Annotated in this window: 21 protein-coding genes; 4 read left to right on the forward strand and 17 right to left on the reverse strand. The window is 34.2% G+C overall.

From position 1 onward, the window contains the following. Both C1T31_RS06620 and C1T31_RS06625 read right to left on the reverse strand, forming a co-directional pair. On the reverse strand, positions 1-2,154 hold the full coding sequence (locus C1T31_RS06620) for a histidine kinase (RefSeq protein WP_103051685.1): 2,154 nt from the start codon (positions 2,152-2,154) through the stop codon (positions 1-3). A 299-nt stretch (positions 2,155-2,453) separates the two neighbouring features. After that, positions 2,454-3,455: a PorP/SprF family type IX secretion system membrane protein gene (locus C1T31_RS06625; protein WP_103051773.1), complete on the reverse strand. Its 1,002-nt coding sequence runs from the start codon at positions 3,453-3,455 to the stop codon at positions 2,454-2,456. Positions 3,456-3,687: 232 nt separating this feature from the next. On the opposite strand from C1T31_RS06625, the gene C1T31_RS06630 reads away from it, so the two are divergent. The 4 genes from C1T31_RS06630 to C1T31_RS06645 all read left to right on the forward strand — a co-directional run bounded on the left by C1T31_RS06630 (position 3,688) and on the right by C1T31_RS06645 (position 6,154). After that, on the forward strand, positions 3,688-4,590 hold the full coding sequence (locus C1T31_RS06630) for a NifU family protein (protein ID WP_103051686.1): 903 nt from the start codon (positions 3,688-3,690) through the stop codon (positions 4,588-4,590). Positions 4,591-4,670: 80 nt separating this feature from the next. Further along, positions 4,671-4,871 carry a dodecin family protein gene (locus tag C1T31_RS06635; protein WP_103051687.1) on the forward strand — a complete coding sequence of 67 codons (201 nt, stop codon included), beginning with the start codon at positions 4,671-4,673 and terminating at the stop codon, positions 4,869-4,871. Positions 4,872-4,911: 40 nt separating this feature from the next. After that, positions 4,912-5,268: a DUF1304 domain-containing protein gene (locus tag C1T31_RS06640; RefSeq protein ID WP_103051688.1), complete on the forward strand. Its 357-nt coding sequence runs from the start codon at positions 4,912-4,914 to the stop codon at positions 5,266-5,268. Positions 5,269-5,335: 67 nt separating this feature from the next. After that, the gene (locus C1T31_RS06645) at positions 5,336-6,154 is read left to right on the forward strand and encodes a mechanosensitive ion channel family protein (RefSeq protein ID WP_103051689.1); all 819 of its coding nucleotides are present in this window, start codon (positions 5,336-5,338) and stop codon (positions 6,152-6,154) included. A 5-nt stretch (positions 6,155-6,159) separates the two neighbouring features. Here C1T31_RS06645 and tsaB read toward each other — a convergent pair whose 3' ends face one another. The 15 genes from tsaB to C1T31_RS06720 all read right to left on the reverse strand — a co-directional run bounded on the left by tsaB (position 6,160) and on the right by C1T31_RS06720 (position 18,538). Next, positions 6,160-6,834, reverse strand: coding sequence for a tRNA (adenosine(37)-N6)-threonylcarbamoyltransferase complex dimerization subunit type 1 TsaB (gene tsaB / locus C1T31_RS06650; protein ID WP_103051690.1), 675 nt, complete (start codon positions 6,832-6,834; stop codon positions 6,160-6,162). Between the two features lies 1 nt (position 6,835). After that, positions 6,836-8,173 carry a TolC family protein gene (locus C1T31_RS06655; RefSeq protein WP_103051691.1) on the reverse strand — a complete coding sequence of 446 codons (1,338 nt, stop codon included), beginning with the start codon at positions 8,171-8,173 and terminating at the stop codon, positions 6,836-6,838. Continuing rightward, positions 8,166-9,275, reverse strand: a complete 1,110-nt coding sequence (locus C1T31_RS06660) for an efflux RND transporter periplasmic adaptor subunit (protein WP_103051692.1) — start codon at positions 9,273-9,275, stop codon at positions 8,166-8,168. The genes C1T31_RS06655 and C1T31_RS06660 overlap by 8 nt, the downstream gene beginning before the upstream one ends. Before the next feature lie 22 nt (positions 9,276-9,297). Next, a complete protein-coding gene (locus tag C1T31_RS06665; RefSeq protein ID WP_103051693.1) occupies positions 9,298-10,542 on the reverse strand; it encodes an ABC transporter permease in 1,245 nt (414 codons plus the stop codon). Position 10,543: 1 nt separating this feature from the next. Continuing rightward, the gene (locus tag C1T31_RS06670; RefSeq protein WP_103051694.1) at positions 10,544-11,773 is read right to left on the reverse strand and encodes an ABC transporter permease; all 1,230 of its coding nucleotides are present in this window, start codon (positions 11,771-11,773) and stop codon (positions 10,544-10,546) included. Beyond that, positions 11,766-12,467: an ABC transporter ATP-binding protein gene (locus C1T31_RS06675; protein WP_103051695.1), complete on the reverse strand. Its 702-nt coding sequence runs from the start codon at positions 12,465-12,467 to the stop codon at positions 11,766-11,768. Before C1T31_RS06675 ends, C1T31_RS06670 begins: the two co-directional genes overlap by 8 nt. Positions 12,468-12,546: 79 nt before the next feature. Then, complete coding sequence (locus C1T31_RS06680) at positions 12,547-12,774, reverse strand: hypothetical protein (RefSeq protein WP_103051696.1); 228 nt, start codon at positions 12,772-12,774, stop codon at positions 12,547-12,549. 1 nt (position 12,775) lies between these two features. Further along, positions 12,776-13,300 carry a DUF420 domain-containing protein gene (locus C1T31_RS06685; protein WP_103051697.1) on the reverse strand — a complete coding sequence of 175 codons (525 nt, stop codon included), beginning with the start codon at positions 13,298-13,300 and terminating at the stop codon, positions 12,776-12,778. Continuing rightward, positions 13,300-14,055, reverse strand: a complete 756-nt coding sequence (locus C1T31_RS06690) for an SCO family protein (RefSeq protein WP_103051698.1) — start codon at positions 14,053-14,055, stop codon at positions 13,300-13,302. The genes C1T31_RS06685 and C1T31_RS06690 overlap by 1 nt, the downstream gene beginning before the upstream one ends. Further along, positions 14,048-14,755, reverse strand: a complete 708-nt coding sequence (locus C1T31_RS06695) for a hypothetical protein (RefSeq protein ID WP_103051699.1) — start codon at positions 14,753-14,755, stop codon at positions 14,048-14,050. Before C1T31_RS06695 ends, C1T31_RS06690 begins: the two co-directional genes overlap by 8 nt. 65 nt (positions 14,756-14,820) lie before the next feature. Next, positions 14,821-15,201, reverse strand: a complete 381-nt coding sequence (locus C1T31_RS06700) for a cytochrome C oxidase subunit IV family protein (RefSeq protein ID WP_103051700.1) — start codon at positions 15,199-15,201, stop codon at positions 14,821-14,823. A gap of 22 nt (positions 15,202-15,223) precedes the next feature. Continuing rightward, the gene (locus C1T31_RS06705; RefSeq protein WP_103051701.1) at positions 15,224-16,204 is read right to left on the reverse strand and encodes a cytochrome c oxidase subunit 3; all 981 of its coding nucleotides are present in this window, start codon (positions 16,202-16,204) and stop codon (positions 15,224-15,226) included. A gap of 125 nt (positions 16,205-16,329) precedes the next feature. Continuing rightward, positions 16,330-16,911, reverse strand: coding sequence for a cytochrome c oxidase subunit 3 (locus tag C1T31_RS06710; protein WP_103051702.1), 582 nt, complete (start codon positions 16,909-16,911; stop codon positions 16,330-16,332). A gap of 2 nt (positions 16,912-16,913) precedes the next feature. Beyond that, complete coding sequence (cyoE, locus tag C1T31_RS06715; protein WP_103051703.1) at positions 16,914-17,807, reverse strand: heme o synthase; 894 nt, start codon at positions 17,805-17,807, stop codon at positions 16,914-16,916. A gap of 119 nt (positions 17,808-17,926) precedes the next feature. Then, a complete protein-coding gene (locus tag C1T31_RS06720) occupies positions 17,927-18,538 on the reverse strand; it encodes a DUF6705 family protein (protein ID WP_103051704.1) in 612 nt (203 codons plus the stop codon). Positions 18,539-18,541: the final 3 nt, after the last annotated feature.

The following is an 18,541-nucleotide window of genomic DNA, read 5'->3' on the forward strand; positions in this document are numbered from 1 at the left end:
TCAATCCTTTTTTAATGTTACAATTACTGTTGTTCCTACATCTCCTTCTGATTGAAAATCATCGATGGTGACATCTACCTTATCATGGTACATATCATTCAAAATAGCAACCCGTTTTTTAATATTACTCATGCCTTTGGAATTGTGTTTTTTCTGGTTCTCCGTTTTTAGTTGCCTCGAGCGTTCACGACCAATGCCATCATCAATTATGGAAATGGTTATTTCATTTTCACTCTTTTTTTGTAAACTAATCTTCAGGTGTCCTTTTTCGGTTTTGTATCGCAAGCCATGCCACACAGCATTTTCAATATAAGGCTGTAATAACATAGGAGGTATTTTGTATGACGAAACATCTATGTCCTCATCAATATCAATTGTGTAATCAAATTTTTCCTGAAATCTAAAATGTTCCAATTGTGTATAGCGTTCTAACAATTCTATTTCCTTTTCTAATGGAATGAAATCTTCTTCGCTGTTTTCTAAAACCGCACGCATTAAGAATGAAAAATCGGTAAGGTATTTGTTGGCCGTACGCTCGTCGCTTTTTGCTATAAAATCGTTTACAGAATTCAAGGCATTAAAAATAAAATGCGGATTCATTTGACTTCTTAGGGACTTCAATGCTAGTAAATTATTGGCTAAGCGTTGTTGTTTGATATATTTATACATAAAATAGGCTGTCACTAACAATAGAGCCAATCCTCCAATCAAAGAATAGATCCATAACTGCTGACGTTTATTGCGTTCCGTAGTTAGTTGGTATTTACTCTCAGACAACTGTCTATCGGTTTCCAAACTGGCTATACGACTCTGCTTATTAGCAATCTCACGGCTAAATCGTGCTGCCCGAATGATTTCCTGTTCCTTTTTGACATATAACGCTTCAACCAGATTTGTATATTCTTTATAGGTCTCCAAAGCCTTATTATAGTCTCCAGAACTACTATAAACTTCAGACAATTTTCTAGTAGCATCTTTTTCAACTACCAAATCATTTTTTGATTTGGCCTCTACTATACTTTTGTCTAAATAGGTTATGGCATTTTCAAAATCATTTTTCAGAAAATATGCATTACCTATTTTATAATTTTGTTTTTGAGTGGTTAGAGCACTTTCAATTCCAATTACGGAATCTCTTTCAATTTCTCTAATATTTTCAATGGCCTCCTTACGCAATTCAATTTCATCATTAAAGTTTTGTTTAGTTGCTTTAAAATCTGCGACTTTAACTTTCTCTTCTAAAGCTCTTTTTTTATCCTCTTGAGCAGCTAAATTCAATGAACTTTCAAAATATTCTTCAGCTTCAACCACATCTCCTTTAGCATCGTAAGTTTGTGCAATTTTTGAGTTTAAATCAATAACCTTTGGTTTTATATCATGCTTTTTTGCAACTTGAAGACCCTTATTAAATTCCTCTAAAGCTTTAGAAAAATCTTGCATACTATAATACGTATCACCTTTGCCCTGATATAAAACTGCCAATTGCCAATTTGATAGTTCTTCTTTGTTTATGTCATTATAAACACTTAAACTTTCTTGATAATTTTTATTATGCCAGTAGGCTTTAGCTAATTTTAATTTAACCTCATTTGCCTGAACACTTTGCAAACTAATTCGGTAGTTAGTTACGGCTAAATCGTATTGCTTCCAGTGTAAATAAATATCACCCAGAATTTCATAAACTTCCGAATTTTCTTTAACTGAACGACTTTCTGCAAGTGCTTGTGTCACAAAACGGATACTCTTTTCAAAATCGGTTTTCAAATAAATACTGGCTGAATCAATTAATGAATTAAATGGCATATCGGGTTCATCACTAATTTCTCCTTCACTCGAATAGCGATAGGGAAATACTTCAACCCGTATGCGCTCTTGATTTTTGATAGTATAATAAACGGTTTCAAAATCCTTATGTTTAATAACAATCTCATCCCCTTTTTTTACTTGTATTCTAAATTCTCCTGAAGCATTAGATGTTGTATAAGCTCCTCCATTCACTTCAATATTGGCATTGGAAACAGGTTTTTGAAATTCACTATCAAAAATAACTCCACGAACAGTGAATGTTTGAGCCGATTGAGAGTTTTGAGCATAAAAACCTTGGCTGTAACAAACAGCAACCAATAGAACTAATAACTTCAAACCTGCTTTCATGATTTAAGAAATGAATTGTATAAACATACATACTTTCAAGTTTAAAATAAAATGCTCAACCTTTATTTTAAGTGCTTTGCTCAACAAAATAGACCCAATGACAAATTGAAAGTAGGGTTTAACTCAATTAAATAACCTATTGACTCATTATAGGTTTTATAAAAAATAGTTTCATCATAAATTAGTCTGGCATTCAAACATTATATGAAATAGAAAATTTAGAAATTACTGCGGAGAAAATTGCAATAAAAAACGCCTTGAAAATCAAGGCGTTTTTTTATTTTTTTAAAGACTCATTGTTAATTAACAGCAGGACAGTTACAGTGATAACGTTCTTTCTTACAACTAAAATTATAGCCTAATGTTATTTGATGAAAGCCACCATTGTTAAATACAATAGAATTTGCTTGATAGGCATAAGTATATGCAAACATAAATTGATTATAGTTAATACCTACAAGAGGCGAAATTAATTGTAATTTTTGACTGCTTACACTACCATTATCATAGTATTCGGCTCCATCAAAACTTCTACGATAAGATAGTCCCGCCCAAAGTTTTCCAAAGTCCATTTCTTTGTATGCTTTAAAATTGACATCAATAGACGATTCTTTAGTAGCATCTCTGTATTGATACATTAACGATGGCTCAAAACTCCATTCACTACCAAACTTACCAAAAACATAACCTGCTGATAATAAATAACGTCTTAAATTACTGGTAATCTCCAAATCGTTATTGATACCTTCATTTTTAAGTATATTTTTCACAGTAGCGTGGGCATAAAAATTATATAAATGATAGGAAAATCCGAAGTCAATGTTGAAGTTAGTTGAACTTTGTTCAATACCAGAAATTAATCTATCAGGTAATTCATTTATAAATTGAGTTTCATCTAACTTATACTGAATGGCACCAACACTTAATCCAAATGACAACATATTCAAGTCTATCTCATTTCTCGAAAATAAAATATGGTGCGCATAGGTAATATATCCTCCAGTTTGTGAATGAAATCCATTTTGGTCAGTATAAAACATAGCACCAATACCCGAATCTGACTCACCAATTCTTCCATTAGCGCTTAACGTTAATAATTTTGGTGCATTTTCATGACCAAACCACTGCTGACGACCAGTCATTCTAATTTTGGCACAATTGGCCGCACCAGCCATTGAGGGGTGAATTAAGTAATAATTATCCGTAAGGTAGTCCGTATATATTGGAAGTCCTTCTTGCCCGTTAACTAACTGGGCAAATAGGGTAATGATTGCTATTAAACAAAACCTTTTAAATCTCATAGTCTTTTTTTCAAGGTAGATTGGCATACATAAATGGCTTTTAACCTATATAAACTCCATTTTTTTGATAAAATTATAAATCAAAACTCCAAATATATAAAATTACTTTTTATCCAAAGCATTTAGAATAGTTAAAGCCTTTTAATATTCCGAAATATTAAAACAATCTTTAATCTCAAAATTCAAATGTTTAGATGCTTATCTTTTAGTATTTTTGCAAAAAATAATTATTATGAATTCCTACATAGTTTCAATTAAAGAGACTTCCAACGATACTATTATAAAATTTGAACTTAACAAGTTCATCACAAACCATCAAAGTTTTGAGTACAACAACATTGACGAGGCTAAAAATTCGCCCTTAGCACAACAATTATTCTATTTGCCTTTTGTTAAAAAAGTTTATATAACCAGTCATTTTATTGCCATTGAACGTTTCAGCATTGCGGAGTGGCAAGATGTGCAAGAAGAGGTTGCCACACAAATACAAGATTATCTTAATTCTGGAGGTATTGTGATCAATGAGACCGAAACAACTAAAAAAGTTCCTGTAACGGTTTATGCTGAAAGTACACCTAATCCAGCAGTTCTCAAGTTTGTTGCCAACAAAAAATTGGTTACAGCCACTTACGAATTCACCTCTATTGATGAAGCTAAATTATCACCGCTTGCTAAAGAATTATTCCATTTTCCTTTTGTTAAAAGTGTTTTTATTGAGGACAATTATATATCTGTTACTAAATATGATATTGCGGAATGGGAAACCATTACCATGGAAATACGTGAGTTTATAAGGGCTTATATTGAACAAGGCAAAGATGTTGTTGATGCACATGCTCCTGAAGTTTTAAAAACCACAACCGAAGCTTTGGATAAATCTTTTGAAGCATTAGACGACACTTCTAAAGAAATAGTCAATATCATTGAAGAATTTATTAAACCAGCTGTGGCTAGTGATGGCGGCAATATTAAATTCGAATCCTATAACCCTTCCAGCAAACTGGTTAAAGTTATTTTACAAGGTGCTTGCAGTGGTTGTCCATCCTCAACTTTTACTCTTAAAAATGGCATTGAAAACATGCTTAAGGAAATGCTCAATGGAAAAGTAGAAACCGTTGAAGCTATCAATGGTTAGAATCGTGACTTTTTACTTTTTTATGTGTCAGAAAAAATAGTTAACTTTAAGTAATCTCAAATTAAAATTTAAAAACTATTATGGCAGTATTAAAAGTAATTGAAGTATTATCAAATTCTGATAAAAGTTGGGAAGATGCAACTAAAAAAGCAGTTAAGGAAGCTTCTAAAACAGTCAAAAATATCAAATCCGTTTATGTAAAAGAACAAAGTGCGATAGTAAACGGCAATGACGTTACCGAGTTTAGAGTAAATCTAAAATTGACTTTTGAAGTAAAATAAATTATATTGGAAGCGCCACAAAAAGGCGCTTTTTTATTTGATGAATAACATTATTACCATTCTTATTTTTTTTGTGGCTTTAGAACATTTCTACTTTTTAACTTTGGAAATGTTCTTGTGGACCAAGCCAAAGGGTATTAAAACTTTTGGTTTAAAATCAAAATCATATGCCGAAGAAACCAAAGTATTGGCAGCTAATCAAGGCCTATATAATGGGTTTTTGGCACTAGGTCTCCTATTTGCACATTTTATTGAAAGCTTACCTTTTATTTGCTTCTTTTTAGGCTGTGTTATTGTTGCTGGAGTTTATGGCGCATTTTCCACAAAAAAAATAAAACTGTTTTATGTGCAATCCCTACCTGCTATTCTGGCGCTTCTGTTAATAATGTTTAATTAACATCTAATCATTTATAAAGTTTAATCTGATTGCTAAATTTGTAAATCAATAAATTAACAACAAAAACATGGAAAACATCGATTTAAGTAAATGGACTGAAATGGGTATGAATATCATAACTACCTATGGAATAAAAATAATAGGCGCTATAATCATATGGATTATAGGTTCATGGATCATTAAAAAAATGATCAAAGCTGTAAAAAGAGTCATGACTAAAAGTAATTATGAGGAAAGTCTTCAAAAATTCCTCTTAAATCTGATAGGCTGGGCGTTAAAAATCCTGCTTATTTTGGCTATTTTATCCCAATTGGGTATTGAAACCACTTCATTTGCTGCAATACTAGCAGCGGCTGGTTTAGCCGTTGGTATGGCATTACAGGGTTCACTGGGCAATTTTGCTGGAGGTGTATTATTGATGATTTTTAAGCCTATAAAAATTGGTGATTTGATTGAAGCTCAAGGCGAAATTGGCGTTGTCAAAGAAATAGAAATTTTCACAACCAAACTGACAGGCTTATCTAACAAGGAAATCATTATCCCTAACGGTGCATTGTCCAATGGTAATATTGTAAACTACACAACTGAAGGAACCCGAAGAGTGGATTTGGTATTTGGCGTGAGTTATGATGCTGATATCAAACAAACCAAGAATGTTATCATGAATGTATTAACATCACATCCAATGATATTAAAGGACCCTGCTCCCGCAGTTACAGTTTTAGAATTAGCAGATAGCTCTGTAAACTTTGCAACAAGACCTTGGTGTAAGACGGAAGATTACTGGACCGTATATTTTGATGTAACCGAACAAGTCAAAGAAGCTCTAGATGCGGCCGGTATTGAAATTCCTTACCCACACCAAGTTGAAATACACAAAGAATAAGTAAGTTATTTTGATTTAGGCTTTAAGGCCACAAAGTCTTTTAAATAATAAGGTTCAAAATAAGCGACATCTTCAGTGTCGCTTATTTGATATTTGGCATAAGCCAAAGCACTCATTTGATCAGCAGATGGTAGTTTGTCTTCAATAAAAATGGCATTATCACTCGATAGCAATGATTTGGTTTTTCCAACACCGCTTCCAATAAAGTGTACTAAATCATTTTTCAAAAATTCCTCATAAGAAGACTCCTCAAGAATTTCAGCTTCAATCCCTCTCATAGAGACATGATTAAAATCGAATATTTCTGAATAAACTTCCATACGCCTAGCATCTAACATCGGGACAATAAGCCCTCTTTTAGCATGGACTTGATGTGCTAAAGATTCTAAAGTAGAAACACTAATTAACGGAATATTCAATGCAAAACAAAGACCTTTAGCAGCCGAAACACCTATTCTTAATCCTGTGTAAGAACCTGGTCCTTTACTCACGGCTATGGCGTCAATATCGGTTTTCTTAATATCGTTCTCTACTAAGATATCCTCAATAAAAACATGGAGCTTTTCAGCATGGGAAAAACCATCCTTATAATCTTCCTTTAAAGCAAAAGTCTCTCCATTCTTAGAAAGAGAGACCGAGCAGTTTGTTGTAGCTGTTTCTATGCTTAATATTATAGCCAAGTTATTGGGTTATTGGTTTACCAAGATAGAAATCTAACACTTTTGTTTTAAACACAAAATCATATTTAGCATTTATTAATCGGGATTGTGCATTTATAAGCTGAATTCTAGACTGCTCCAAATCAAAGGAGTTCATTGAACCCAAGTTATAACGTTCTTGAGAATTTTGAAATGCCAACTGTTGCGCCTCTCTAGACTTTTTTGCTGCTTCATAAGCCTTTAAAGCCGCTTGGGCATCCGTAAAAGCCCTTTGAATGTTACTTTCTAAATCTAATTTAGCTTGTTCTAAATTTAGTTTTGCATTGTCTTCTCGAATTTGAGCTTGGGCAACAGCAGTTTTATTTTGGTATTGAGAAAAAATGGGTATACTTACATTCAAGTTTAAAGTATGACCTTTGTTTATATCCAACTCTTTAAAAAATGCATCTTTTCTTAAATCGTTTTTTGATTCACTCCAAACTGACCCAAAACCATAACTAAATCCAACCGAAGGGTAATATCCTGATTTCGATATTTCTCTACCAAGTATAGCATTTTCAATGTCTTTTTCGGCAACTTTTATTTCATATCGATTTGAATAAGCATAGTCCAGTATAGAACTAATATCATTGTACATCAATGCTGCAGACGGACTGTCTATCTCAATTATTTCCACTTCAAAACCATCAAATGGTAGTTGTAATAATTGCGACAAGCTCAATAATGCTAAATTATAGTTGTTTTCTGCAATAGTCAAGTTTTGTTCATCACTGCTTAAGGTCGCCTCAACGTCATAAATATTAGCCCGTGGCTGCACTCCAGCATCAACCAATTCTCTTACCTGATCTAATTGTTTTTGCGAAAAATCTACTTGGGCTTCAGCTGTTTCTAGGTTTTCCTTGTTAAATAATACATTTAAATATGTATTAACAACATTCAACGAAATATCATCTTTAATACGTTTTAACTCTAGTTCATTTCTCTCAAGAGTTATTAGAGATTGTTTATAGATATTAAGCGTTCTAAAACCATTAAAAACGTTTTGATTAACACTAAAATTATAGCTAAATGAGTTAGTTGTTTGATTACTAACTCTTCTATTAGACACAGGATCAAAACCAGAACCAATAGTTAACCTTTCTCCTAAACCACCAGAAACCGAAGGAAGAAAACCTCCTTTATTAGCAATTACATCTTGCTCATTAATTAAAAGTGTGTTCTCGCCTTGCTGAACTGATATATTATTTTCCAACGCATAATTTACACATTCCTCCAAGGTCCAGACTTTTTTGTCTTGCGCTTGTGTAAAAGCTGAAAACAGTATTGTAAAAACTAATATTAAACCTTTTCTATTATTCATCTTCATTATCTTTTGATGCTTTATTCCAAATCTTAATTTTATCACCTTCACTCACACCTTCGGTAATTTCAACATTTATACCATCCGAAATACCCAATTCAACATACTTTTCCTCAAAAGAACCATCTTCTTTTTGAATTTCAACATAAGGCTTTTCAGTAATTCTATTGAATTGTAATAAGGCTTCTTTTACAACCAAGATGCTGTCTTTACTTTCTAGTTCAATTTCGGCGTTGGCACTGTAGCCTGCTCTAATTTTTGTAGACTGTTCTACATTGACATCAGCTTTTATAGTAAATTGCACAGCACCATTTTCTTCAACTCCTTTTGGTGCCACAAAAGTTAATTTTGCTGGAAACTCCTTTTGGTTAATGGCACCTAATACGACTATGATTTCCTTACCTTCTTCCAATTTACCAACCTCTGCTTCATCAACCTTTCCTTCAAAAATCATTTTACTCATATCAGCTACAGACGCAATGGTTGTACCTTCGTTAAAGTTGTTACTCTCTATAACTTGGTCTCCTTCTCTTACTGGAATCTCTAAAATAGTTCCTGAAATTTGCGCAACAATATTGGTATTGGCTGAGCTACCACCAGAAAGTGACCCTTGTCTAATGATTTGAAAATCATTTTGCGCTTGTCTTAAGGATTCTTTAGCTTGGTTAAGTGATAACTCACTGTTTTCAAAATCCTGTTTAGAAATAACTCCTTTTTCAAATAGGGCCTTGTTTCTATCATATAGGGTTTTGGCATTATCATAGGATAATTGCGCTGTATTGATACGGCTTCTGGCACTTACCAGATTTTGCTCATTTGGCACCACGCGAATCTTGGCAATAAGATCTCCCTTACTCACTATATCCCCTTCTTCAACAAGTATCTTATCTACAATACCTGATATTTGCGGCTTTAATTCAATTTCTTCTTCAGGGTTTAATTTACCAGTTGCAACAACTTTTGTTTTGATAGACGTGTAAAAAGGCTCTTCTACTTTAAATTCTTCAATTTCCTTTGAGTTGGAGTCTTTAAAATATTTAATTACCCAAACAAATAGCACCAACACTATTATTCCAACGATTATTTTAATTGTTTTGTTCATTTTTAAATTATGATTGATTATTCTATTCTTCTCTTAATGCTTCTATAGGCTTGATACTTGTGGCCTTAAATGCAGGTATTAAACCAATTAACGTACCTAAAACCACCAATATAATTAAGGCTATAAATACTACGGCTATTGAAACGGATGCATTCACAATGGCTGCATCTTCACCTTGACCAAATGCCCAATCCAATAAAATTAATATCCAACCTCCACTAATAATTCCCATGAATCCTGCCAATAATGTGATAAAGACAGCTTCAACTAATATTTGTCTCTTTATTTCAAACGGTGTTGCACCCAAAGCACGTCTCACCCCAATTTCCTTGGTGCGTTCCTTAACGGTAATCAATAATATATTACCAATAGCAAAGACACCTGCTATAAGGGTTGCGATACCCACAAACCAAGTTAAAAATTGCATACCCGTTAAAAAGCCTGTCATTTTTGCAAACTCGTTACCCAAGTTAAAGCTACCAAAGGCACGATTATCTTTGGGGTGAATGCGATTTAGGTTCTTTAACAATAATTTGGCATCTTCCTCAATTTGCTTGATATCGTAATCTGGTTTTCCAGTTATCATCATCCAACCAATTCGGTCACCACGATTATAAATTTGCTGAAAAGTAGTAAATGGTATATGCATATCTGATGATGGCCCCATATTGATATTACCGTCTTCAAAAATGCCTATTACCTGAAAATTCATGCCATTTATTTGAATCAACTCTCCAATGGCTTGTTCATCTTTCTCAAAGAGCTGCTTGTAAACATTTTCTGAAATTACAGCTACCTTTTTGTTATCATCAATATCATTCTGGTTGATAAAACGTCCATGAATGAGTTTCTTTTTCTGAACTTTATCTAGTAAAGGGTAGTCACCGTTAATTCCAAAAGTTCCCGACAAAAAGTTACGCACTACAGTGGCTTGGCTTTGATTTCTTGGCACTACAAATTCAATACCCTCAATATTTTCTTCAACTTTTTTGGCATCAGTTAAAGTAAGTTGAACCTGCTTACCCTCTTGAAAACCTTTGAATGGTTTACTCGTGCTTTGTCCCCAAATAAACACACTATTGGTGGCAAAGTCTCCAAAAAGTCTGTTAAATGCATTCTCCAATCCTCTTGCAGAACCCAACAAACCTATTAACAATAAAATTCCCCACCAGACACCAACCATGGTTAATATGGAGCGCAACTTATTTTTGCTTAAACTGTCAAAAACCTCTTGCCAAGTATCTCTATCTGTTAAAAATTTAAACATATTAGTCGTCTCTTAATGCTACAATTGGTTTTATTTTCGATGCTTTTTTAGCAGGTAAATACCCTGCAATGGCGCCAGCAAATATTAGTGTTATGGTTGCTCCGATGATTAATGATGGCTTAACACTTGGGTCTTTAATAAAATAAGTTTCCAACATGGGTCCTGCCCATTCCAAAACGCCCATACCAATTAATAATCCAAAATAACCCGCTATGGCAGTAATTAAGATAGATTCTATTAAAATAATGGAAACTATGGAGCGTGGCGTGGCTCCCAAAGCCTTACGAATGCCAATTTCTTTGGTGCGTTCTTTTACAATAAAAATCATAATGTTACTGATACCCACTACACCAGCTATAAGTGTTCCAAAGCCTATTATTAAAATAATGATGCCTAAAGCTCCCGTCATTTGCCCAACATTTTTATTGGCTTCGGCCATGTTTTGTATTCTAATAGCTCTTTGGTCAGAAGCAGCAACATCAAAACGATTCTTTAGCTTATCTGTGAGTGACCTGCCAAAACCAATGGCCTGGTCATAATCCATATCTGGATTATAGGTCAGGTTTATTTGATCGATGTAATCATTATTACCATAAATTCTTTGAGCAGTAGTAATGGGCATGTAAATAATACGCTCTTCATTATCATTTCCCTCATCTGTAAATATGCCCACAACTTTATACTGAATACCGTCTAGGTTAATGTACTTTCCTAATGCTGTAGTTTTTAAGAACAAATCTTCTTCAACCAATCTACCTATGACAACTACTTTGGTATGATTCTCTATATCATTTTGATTGACATAACGACCTTCTTTCATGAGTGTCATCTCAAGGTATTGATGATCTGGATGAACCGCTCTTACATTGTAGGTGTTTTTTTCATTTCTGAATGTTGCGGTTACATTTCTATAAATTCTAGCGGTAATGTATTGTACTTTGTCTGAAAATTCATCTTTAACATAATCTAAATCTTCATTTTTAAATTGAATGCGTCTTCCTGCCTGTAACCCTTTGTTGGCTTTTGCCGTTCTTCCTGCGTAAATAAAAATGGCATTGTTGGCATCATCATTAAAAGCTTCAGAAAAAGTGTTTTGTAAACCATTGGCTAAACCAAATAATATAGCAAACAACAAAATAGCAAATGCTACCGTAAAACCTGACAACAGGCTACGGGTTCTGTTTTTGTTTATACTTTGAAATATTTCGCGCCAAAGATCTATATCAAACATACTCTCCTGCTCTTACTTGTTCTACAAACGTGTCTTCCATGATAACACCATCACGAAGTCTTACAATTCGTTTACACATATTGGCAATGTCTTCTTCATGAGTTACCATTAAAATGGTTTTACCTTCGTCATTAAGTTGTTGAATAAACTCCATGATCTCGTAGGATGTCTTGGTATCCAAAGCTCCCGTAGGTTCATCAGCCAAAAGCAATTTAGGATTTGCTGCCAATGCCCTTGCAATGGCCACACGTTGCTTTTGACCTCCAGACAATTCATTAGGTAAGTGATGCGCCCAATCCTTCAAACCTACTTTCCCTAAATGGAACATAGCTTTTTCTTGACGCTCTTTGCGTTTCATACCTTGATAATATAACGGCAAGGCTACATTTTCAAGGGCATTTTTATAATTAATCAGGTTAAAAGATTGGAAAATAAACCCCAAAAATTTATTTCTGTAAATAGCTGCTTTCTTTTCTGTTAAGTTCTTAATGGGAACACCATCTAAAATGTATTCACCTTCATCAGCTTCATCTAACATCCCAATGATATTGAGCAAAGTAGACTTTCCCGAACCAGAAGAGCCCATAATGGCCACCATTTCACCTTCTTTTACCGAAAGATCAATACCTTTTAAAACATGTAAGCTGGAATCGCCAATTGGATAAGACTTGTGTAGTTTATTGATGGTTAGCATAATTTACTTATTGTTTATTCCTACAGTTATTAGTTAGACTACTGAACCGAAAAATTGTTACAACAAAAGTAAATATTAATTAAGCCTTACCTTTTTTTGGCTTGTTAAACTTTTTATAAATTAGAAACCCTATACCACCTATTAACAGGTAGGGTATAGCCATTAAATATACAATTCCATCATTGATTCCTTTGGCTGCACCTTGCCCTTCTTCACTCTCCAATACGGCACGACACATGGCACATTGCGCCTCTGCCGGAACAGTTACCAACAACACCAAGAGCAATATGACGATATACTTTTTCAAGTTAATAATAGGGTGAAATCATAATATAAACCACAACGCCAGAAATTGCTACAAACAACCAGATAGGGAAAGTAACTTTGGCTATTTTTTTATGTTTTTCAAAATCATTGGTTATGGCTCTCACATAGGTGATCAAAACAAAAGGAATAACCACTACTGACAATACAATATGTAATACCAAGATCGTAAAATATACATACCGCATCATACCCTCTCCTCCATATTTTGTAGAGTCACTGGTCATATGGTAGGCAACATACATAACCAAAAATAATACCGATAATACAATAGCAAACTTCATGAGGCGTTCATGCAAGGTTCTTTTGCCATTAGTGATTGCTACAAAAGCCAAAACCAAAACCAAAGCAGTTATGGCATTAATGGTAGCGTAAATGGGTGGCAGAAAAACAGGTAATTCCACATCCAGCTTTACTCCAAACAAGGCAGCTACAACCAATGGAATGGCAATGGATAAAACTACAATCCATTTATTATACTTCTTACTTTCTAAATTTGTGTTCTCCATTATTCCCTTAATAGTTTAGCAATATCTTCTTTTAGCATACTAATCTCTTCTTTCATACCTTCATCATCAACCTTTTCAGCTTCACTAATGATCCCTGAATAGAAAATTTTGGGATTACCAAAGTCGTCTTTTCTAGAACGGATAAATCCATTCTTATCAATTAATGCAAAATTTCCAGAGTGTTCAAATCCAGCCGCTACTGAATCATCTTTACCTACATAAATATTAAACCCAACGTTGGCCAAATCATAAATTTTATCTTCGTCACCCGTCATTAAATGCCAATTAGGGTTGGTAATCCCATAATTGTCAGCATAGGTTTTCAACACTTCAGGGGTATCTATTTCTGGAGTAATCGTGAAAGATGCGACTCCAAAATTATCAAACTCTTCAAATTCATTTTGTATTTCAACCAGATTACGATTCATTCTAGGACAGATAGTAGGACATGTTGTAAAAAAGAATTCCACTACATAAACTTTACCTAAATAATCATTTTGGGTTATGGTATCCCGATTCTGGTCCACAAAACTAAATGCAGGTACTTTTTTTGGAGCACCATTTATTTCCAAAAACATCAAATCTGAAGCAGCATTGGTATCATTTACATTGGTGGAAACCTGCTGACTTCTGCTATCATTCCTTACGGTATCATCATTGGATATTCTATCAATGATTTTAGGAATAAAAATAATTCCGAAAACCAAAATGATAAATGCTATTCCAACAAAAGAGTAATTTGTTTTCTTATTCATCTTTTCTGTTTAAATCTTCTGCTCGCCTCGTAGTCGAGTCAAAATTTCCTTTGCGTTTTTGACGATATTCTGTAAACAAAACTCGTAAATCTTCTGAACCCATTTTGTTTTTCAAGACGGCTACTTCAATGCAGTCATAGGAAAACAAGCCATAAATTGGTTTGTCCTTTTCAATTTCATTATCAGTTCGGTCATCCAATCGACCACGTTGATTCAAATCTGTATCAATAATAAAAACATGATCTGTTGCCAGATTTTCATCTAACTCAATATCCGAATTCAGCCCTTTAAACGTACTTAATATCTCATAGTCGTTGGCATACACAAAATGCCAAAACCGCAAATCTTCATAGGTTGCTATTTCGCGAAACAGCTCTTGTGCTTCTGCCCTAGCTGATTCATTTACCAGAACAACTATCTGGAATTTCTTAAATCCCTTGAATTTGTCATAAATCAACTCCTTTAAATTGGAAGCCGCAATAACGTTGTCCATTGGTTTATTACCTAAAAAAGCCAATACAGTAATATGATCCTTTAAAGTTATATTCGCTTCGTTTTTTGGTAACTCAACAACACCTTCCTTGACGATATCCAGTGTGTTATAATTGTCCTTGGAAAGCGACAAAATCAGTACAAAAAAAACAGGCAATAAGAATAAAATTCCCAGAATCAGGTTTCTTTTTATCAGATTTTTGTTCATAGTGCAAAAATAAAAAAAGGCGGTTTAATAACCGCCTTTAATACTGTATATTTCTAAATGGTAAATTAAAAATCGCGCTTCACAAATCCTGTTGAGTAAACACCTTCAATATAACCACCTTCTTGTAGTAAAATAAATATTAAGTAACATATTAAAAATACGGCTGTCCATACTACCATACGTCTTAAAGCTTTGGTTTCATCACGCATGTGCATGAAGTCCCAAGTAATATAATAAGCTTTTACAATGGTCAAGATGATGAAAATCCAGTTTAATATTTTCATGCCTAATACTTTTGCCATCAAAGCTTCTGGCTTGTAAATACCTAAAACAACCTCAACAGCGGTAACAATTGACAGTAGTACCAGGACGCCCCAAATTTTTTGGGTGTTGGATTTAAACTTAACAAGTCCTCTTAATATTTCTAATTTATGTGCGTGTGCCATTTTTAAATTGTATTATCTGAAATTAAACAAGGTAGAAGAATGTGAATACAAATACCCAAACTAAATCTACAAAGTGCCAATAAAGACCAACTTTTTCAACCATTTCATAACTCTTGCGTCTTTCATAAGTTCCCAATATCACATTGAAAAATATGATGATATTGATTACTACTCCCGAAAACACGTGGAATCCATGGAATCCTGTGATAAAGAAAAAGAAATCAGCAAATAATGGTGATCCATATTCATTGACGTGCAGGTTTGCTCCTTCAACCACAAGCTTTCCATTATCTTTTAATTGTTTCAAAGACTCTTCTCTAGATAAAACCGTTTTCTCACCATGCTCATTAATCATTTGTGTTCTTACCAACACATTTTCATGAGATTCCAACCCATGAATAACTTCATCCACAGTATAGGTTGGTAATGTACCTTCATCAACAAACCAAAGACCATTTTTACGTTCGTGAGCTGTTCTATCTTTGTGTTCTGCAACAACAAAATCGCTTAAAGCCACACGGTGTCCATCAGTATCCACAAACTGTAAAATATTGCCACCTTTTGTTTGAACAGCACCGTAATCTCCTTTTATAAACGTAGCCCATTCCCATGCTTGAGAACCAACGAAAATTAAACCACCTATGATTGTCAAAAACATATACCAAGTTACTTTGGTCTTTTGCATTTTATGTCCAGCATCAACCGCTAATACCATAGTCACCGATGACATAATCAGTATGAACGTCATGAACGCCACATAGATCATGGGCAATTCTTGACCATGCAGAAATGGCACGTGGGTAAAAACTTCATCGGCAATTGGCCATGATTCAATAAATTTAAATCTTGAAAATCCGTAGGCTGCTAAAAACCCAGAAAACGTCAAGGCATCCGATACGATAAAAAACCACATCATCATTTTACCGTAACTCGCTTTTAGAGGCTCATTTCCGCCTCCCCAAGTTTTACCTTCCGTTCCAGTATTTACAACTGTAGTATTCATATTTAAGGTTTAGTTTATAAAAGTTGCACAAAAATAATCATTTTATTTATCTAACGAAACTAACAAGCTAAATTTTAAACACTCTAAATAAGGCTTAACTTCTGCATGATTTAAGCTTCCTGTTTCTATTTCACATAGTATAGAAACAAGAAGAGAAAAACCCATAGAATATCAACAAAGTGCCAAAAAGTAGCCGCCAATTCAAAGCCCAACATGTTATTAGATGTATATTTATTTCTAAAATGATTGATCATCACCACCAATAAACATATTAACCCAACGACCACATGCAAGATATGTACAACGGCAATGACATATATAAATGATGTTTTGGGATTGCTTGTTGGCCCAGTAAAATTATATCCAAGACCAACAATATCGCCAAAACCTACAAACTGAAATGAGATGAATAGAATTCCCAAAACAACCGTTGCCAAAACCCCTATAGTTGTTAATTGTCTATTGCCATTTTGCAAGGCTCTTTTGGCTAAAATAACCGTCACACTACTCAATATAATGAGCACTGTACTTACAATAAAAGCCTGTGGCAAATCAAAATCATGTAACCAATCTGGTCTTGTTCTACTTACTATGTAAGCACTTGTCCAACCTGCAAAAGACATGATTAAAGAAACAATACCAAACCACAGCATCATTTTTTTGGCTCTGTTGTTTTTTTCTTCCTGGGTTCCTTGGGTTAAATCCATGGTTATCTTAAAAATTTATCTAAAACGTAAACTATTTGTAAAAGGGTTATATACGATACACTTGCCAACATGAGTTGTTTAGCAGCTTTAACCGTCATTTTTTTATACAGTTGAATGGCAAAATAAACCATTCCCAAGCCCAACAAGGCTACCACTATAGCCGAAAGCGGAGTTAAATATAAACGCCCTGTAAATCCAAAAACTGGTATAAGTGAGACCAATAAGGTCCAAATGGAATACATCAAGGTTTGTAAAGCCGTGGCTTTATCCTGTTTGCCAGTTGGTAACATAAAAAACCCACCTTTTTTGTAATCGTCATACAAAAACCATCCTATAGCCCAAAAATGTGGGAACTGCCAAAAAAACTGAATCGCAAACAAGGTTCCTGGCTCAATACCAAAATCGTCGGTTGCTGCAACCCACCCTAACATAAAAGGGATGGCTCCAGGAATGGCGCCAACAAATACCGCTAATGGTGTTTTGGTTTTTAAAGGCGTGTATATACAAGTATAAAGAAATATGGAAATAGCTCCAAACATAGCCGTTTGTGGATTGATGATATACAAAATCACAATACCTAAAATGGCAAAAATAGTGGCAATAATAAATGCAGTGGTCACCGACATACGTCCCGCAGGAATGGGCCTGTTTTTGGTGCGATCCATTAAGGCGTCCAGATCCTTTTCAATAATCTGGTTGTAAGCATTGGATGCACCCACCATAAAATAACCGCCCAACGCTAGCAGCAGTAAAGTTTGAAAATCGACAATCTCGGCACCTAACAAGTATCCAGCTAATGATGAAAACACCACGCTTAACGCCAAACGCATTTTGGTAATTTCCTTAAAATCTGAAATTAGGGAATGGGATGTTTTAGACGTAACCGATTTACTCAAAGTAATACTTGCTTATTTGCTTGTTTATTGCCGTGCAAAGATACTTTGAAAAGTTAAATTAACCACCAAATACTGATAAAAACTCCATAGTCTTTATTGAACCAAGGACCTTTAAGTTTTTATTGCTTAACCAATAAGTAATTACCAAACGGAACATTGGGCTCAAGTGGTGCACCATCCTCAATGATAATAGTTCCAATTTTCCCAAAACTAATTTGCAATTTTTCTGGGTTGTCATTAATATAACGGAGTCCCATAAACATAATACCATTTAAGTGCTTCATATTTGGGCTAGGGTCAGTAAATTCTATTTTTACACGTTTCTCACTAGGGTCACATTCAGGGCAGCCTGGAAATTCATATTTAAGGAGAATTGAACTGCCAACTAAATTATGTTCATATGGACTTTCTAAATTTGCTTGGTTCTGTAAAATAGACAGCGTATTTATCTTTTCTACACCATCCTCTATATATTGATATTCACCAATTAATAAATCTCTGAAATATCTACTTTGCACTTGAACTTTCTTCTGAAATGTAATTGTTAATGACGTATTTCCATGGCGATATACCCAAGTACCAACAAACTTGTCAAGCTCATTATGGACATCTTTAATATAAGCACCATCAACCAATTCTGTCTCCTTATCTGCTATATCGATAATAGGGCTTTGTGCCTTGCAGAATAAAACGGATAGGGTTATTATAATTATTAAAAGTGTCTGTTTCATAGT

Source organism: Hanstruepera neustonica (assembly GCF_002895005.1).
GTDB classification, from domain to species: Bacteria; Bacteroidota; Bacteroidia; order Flavobacteriales; family Flavobacteriaceae; genus Hanstruepera; species Hanstruepera neustonica.

Bases quoted from the DNA above. Each gene is read 5' to 3' on its own strand.
- C1T31_RS06645 (WP_103051689.1), top strand. From the start codon at position 5,336: ATGGAAAACATCGATTTAAGTAAATGGACTGAAATGGGTATGAATATC.
- C1T31_RS06700 (WP_103051700.1), bottom strand. From the start codon at position 15,201: ATGGCACACGCACATAAATTAGAAATATTAAGAGGACTTGTTAAGTTT.
- C1T31_RS06705 (WP_103051701.1), bottom strand. From the start codon at position 16,204: ATGAATACTACAGTTGTAAATACTGGAACGGAAGGTAAAACTTGGGGA.
- C1T31_RS06665 (WP_103051693.1), bottom strand. From the start codon at position 10,542: ATGTTTAAATTTTTAACAGATAGAGATACTTGGCAAGAGGTTTTTGAC.
- C1T31_RS06720 (WP_103051704.1), bottom strand. From the start codon at position 18,538: ATGAAACAGACACTTTTAATAATTATAATAACCCTATCCGTTTTATTC.
- C1T31_RS06685 (WP_103051697.1), bottom strand. From the start codon at position 13,300: ATGGAGAACACAAATTTAGAAAGTAAGAAGTATAATAAATGGATTGTA.
- C1T31_RS06670 (WP_103051694.1), bottom strand. From the start codon at position 11,773: ATGTTTGATATAGATCTTTGGCGCGAAATATTTCAAAGTATAAACAAA.
- C1T31_RS06635 (WP_103051687.1), top strand. From the start codon at position 4,671: ATGGCAGTATTAAAAGTAATTGAAGTATTATCAAATTCTGATAAAAGT.
- C1T31_RS06690 (WP_103051698.1), bottom strand. From the start codon at position 14,055: ATGAATAAGAAAACAAATTACTCTTTTGTTGGAATAGCATTTATCATT.
- C1T31_RS06660 (WP_103051692.1), bottom strand. From the start codon at position 9,275: ATGAACAAAACAATTAAAATAATCGTTGGAATAATAGTGTTGGTGCTA.
- C1T31_RS06695 (WP_103051699.1), bottom strand. From the start codon at position 14,755: ATGAACAAAAATCTGATAAAAAGAAACCTGATTCTGGGAATTTTATTC.
- C1T31_RS06640 (WP_103051688.1), top strand. From the start codon at position 4,912: ATGAATAACATTATTACCATTCTTATTTTTTTTGTGGCTTTAGAACAT.
- C1T31_RS06620 (WP_103051685.1), bottom strand. From the start codon at position 2,154: ATGAAAGCAGGTTTGAAGTTATTAGTTCTATTGGTTGCTGTTTGTTAC.
- C1T31_RS06625 (WP_103051773.1), bottom strand. From the start codon at position 3,455: ATGAGATTTAAAAGGTTTTGTTTAATAGCAATCATTACCCTATTTGCC.
- C1T31_RS06630 (WP_103051686.1), top strand. From the start codon at position 3,688: ATGAATTCCTACATAGTTTCAATTAAAGAGACTTCCAACGATACTATT.
- C1T31_RS06675 (WP_103051695.1), bottom strand. From the start codon at position 12,467: ATGCTAACCATCAATAAACTACACAAGTCTTATCCAATTGGCGATTCC.
- C1T31_RS06710 (WP_103051702.1), bottom strand. From the start codon at position 16,911: ATGGATTTAACCCAAGGAACCCAGGAAGAAAAAAACAACAGAGCCAAA.
- C1T31_RS06655 (WP_103051691.1), bottom strand. From the start codon at position 8,173: ATGAATAATAGAAAAGGTTTAATATTAGTTTTTACAATACTGTTTTCA.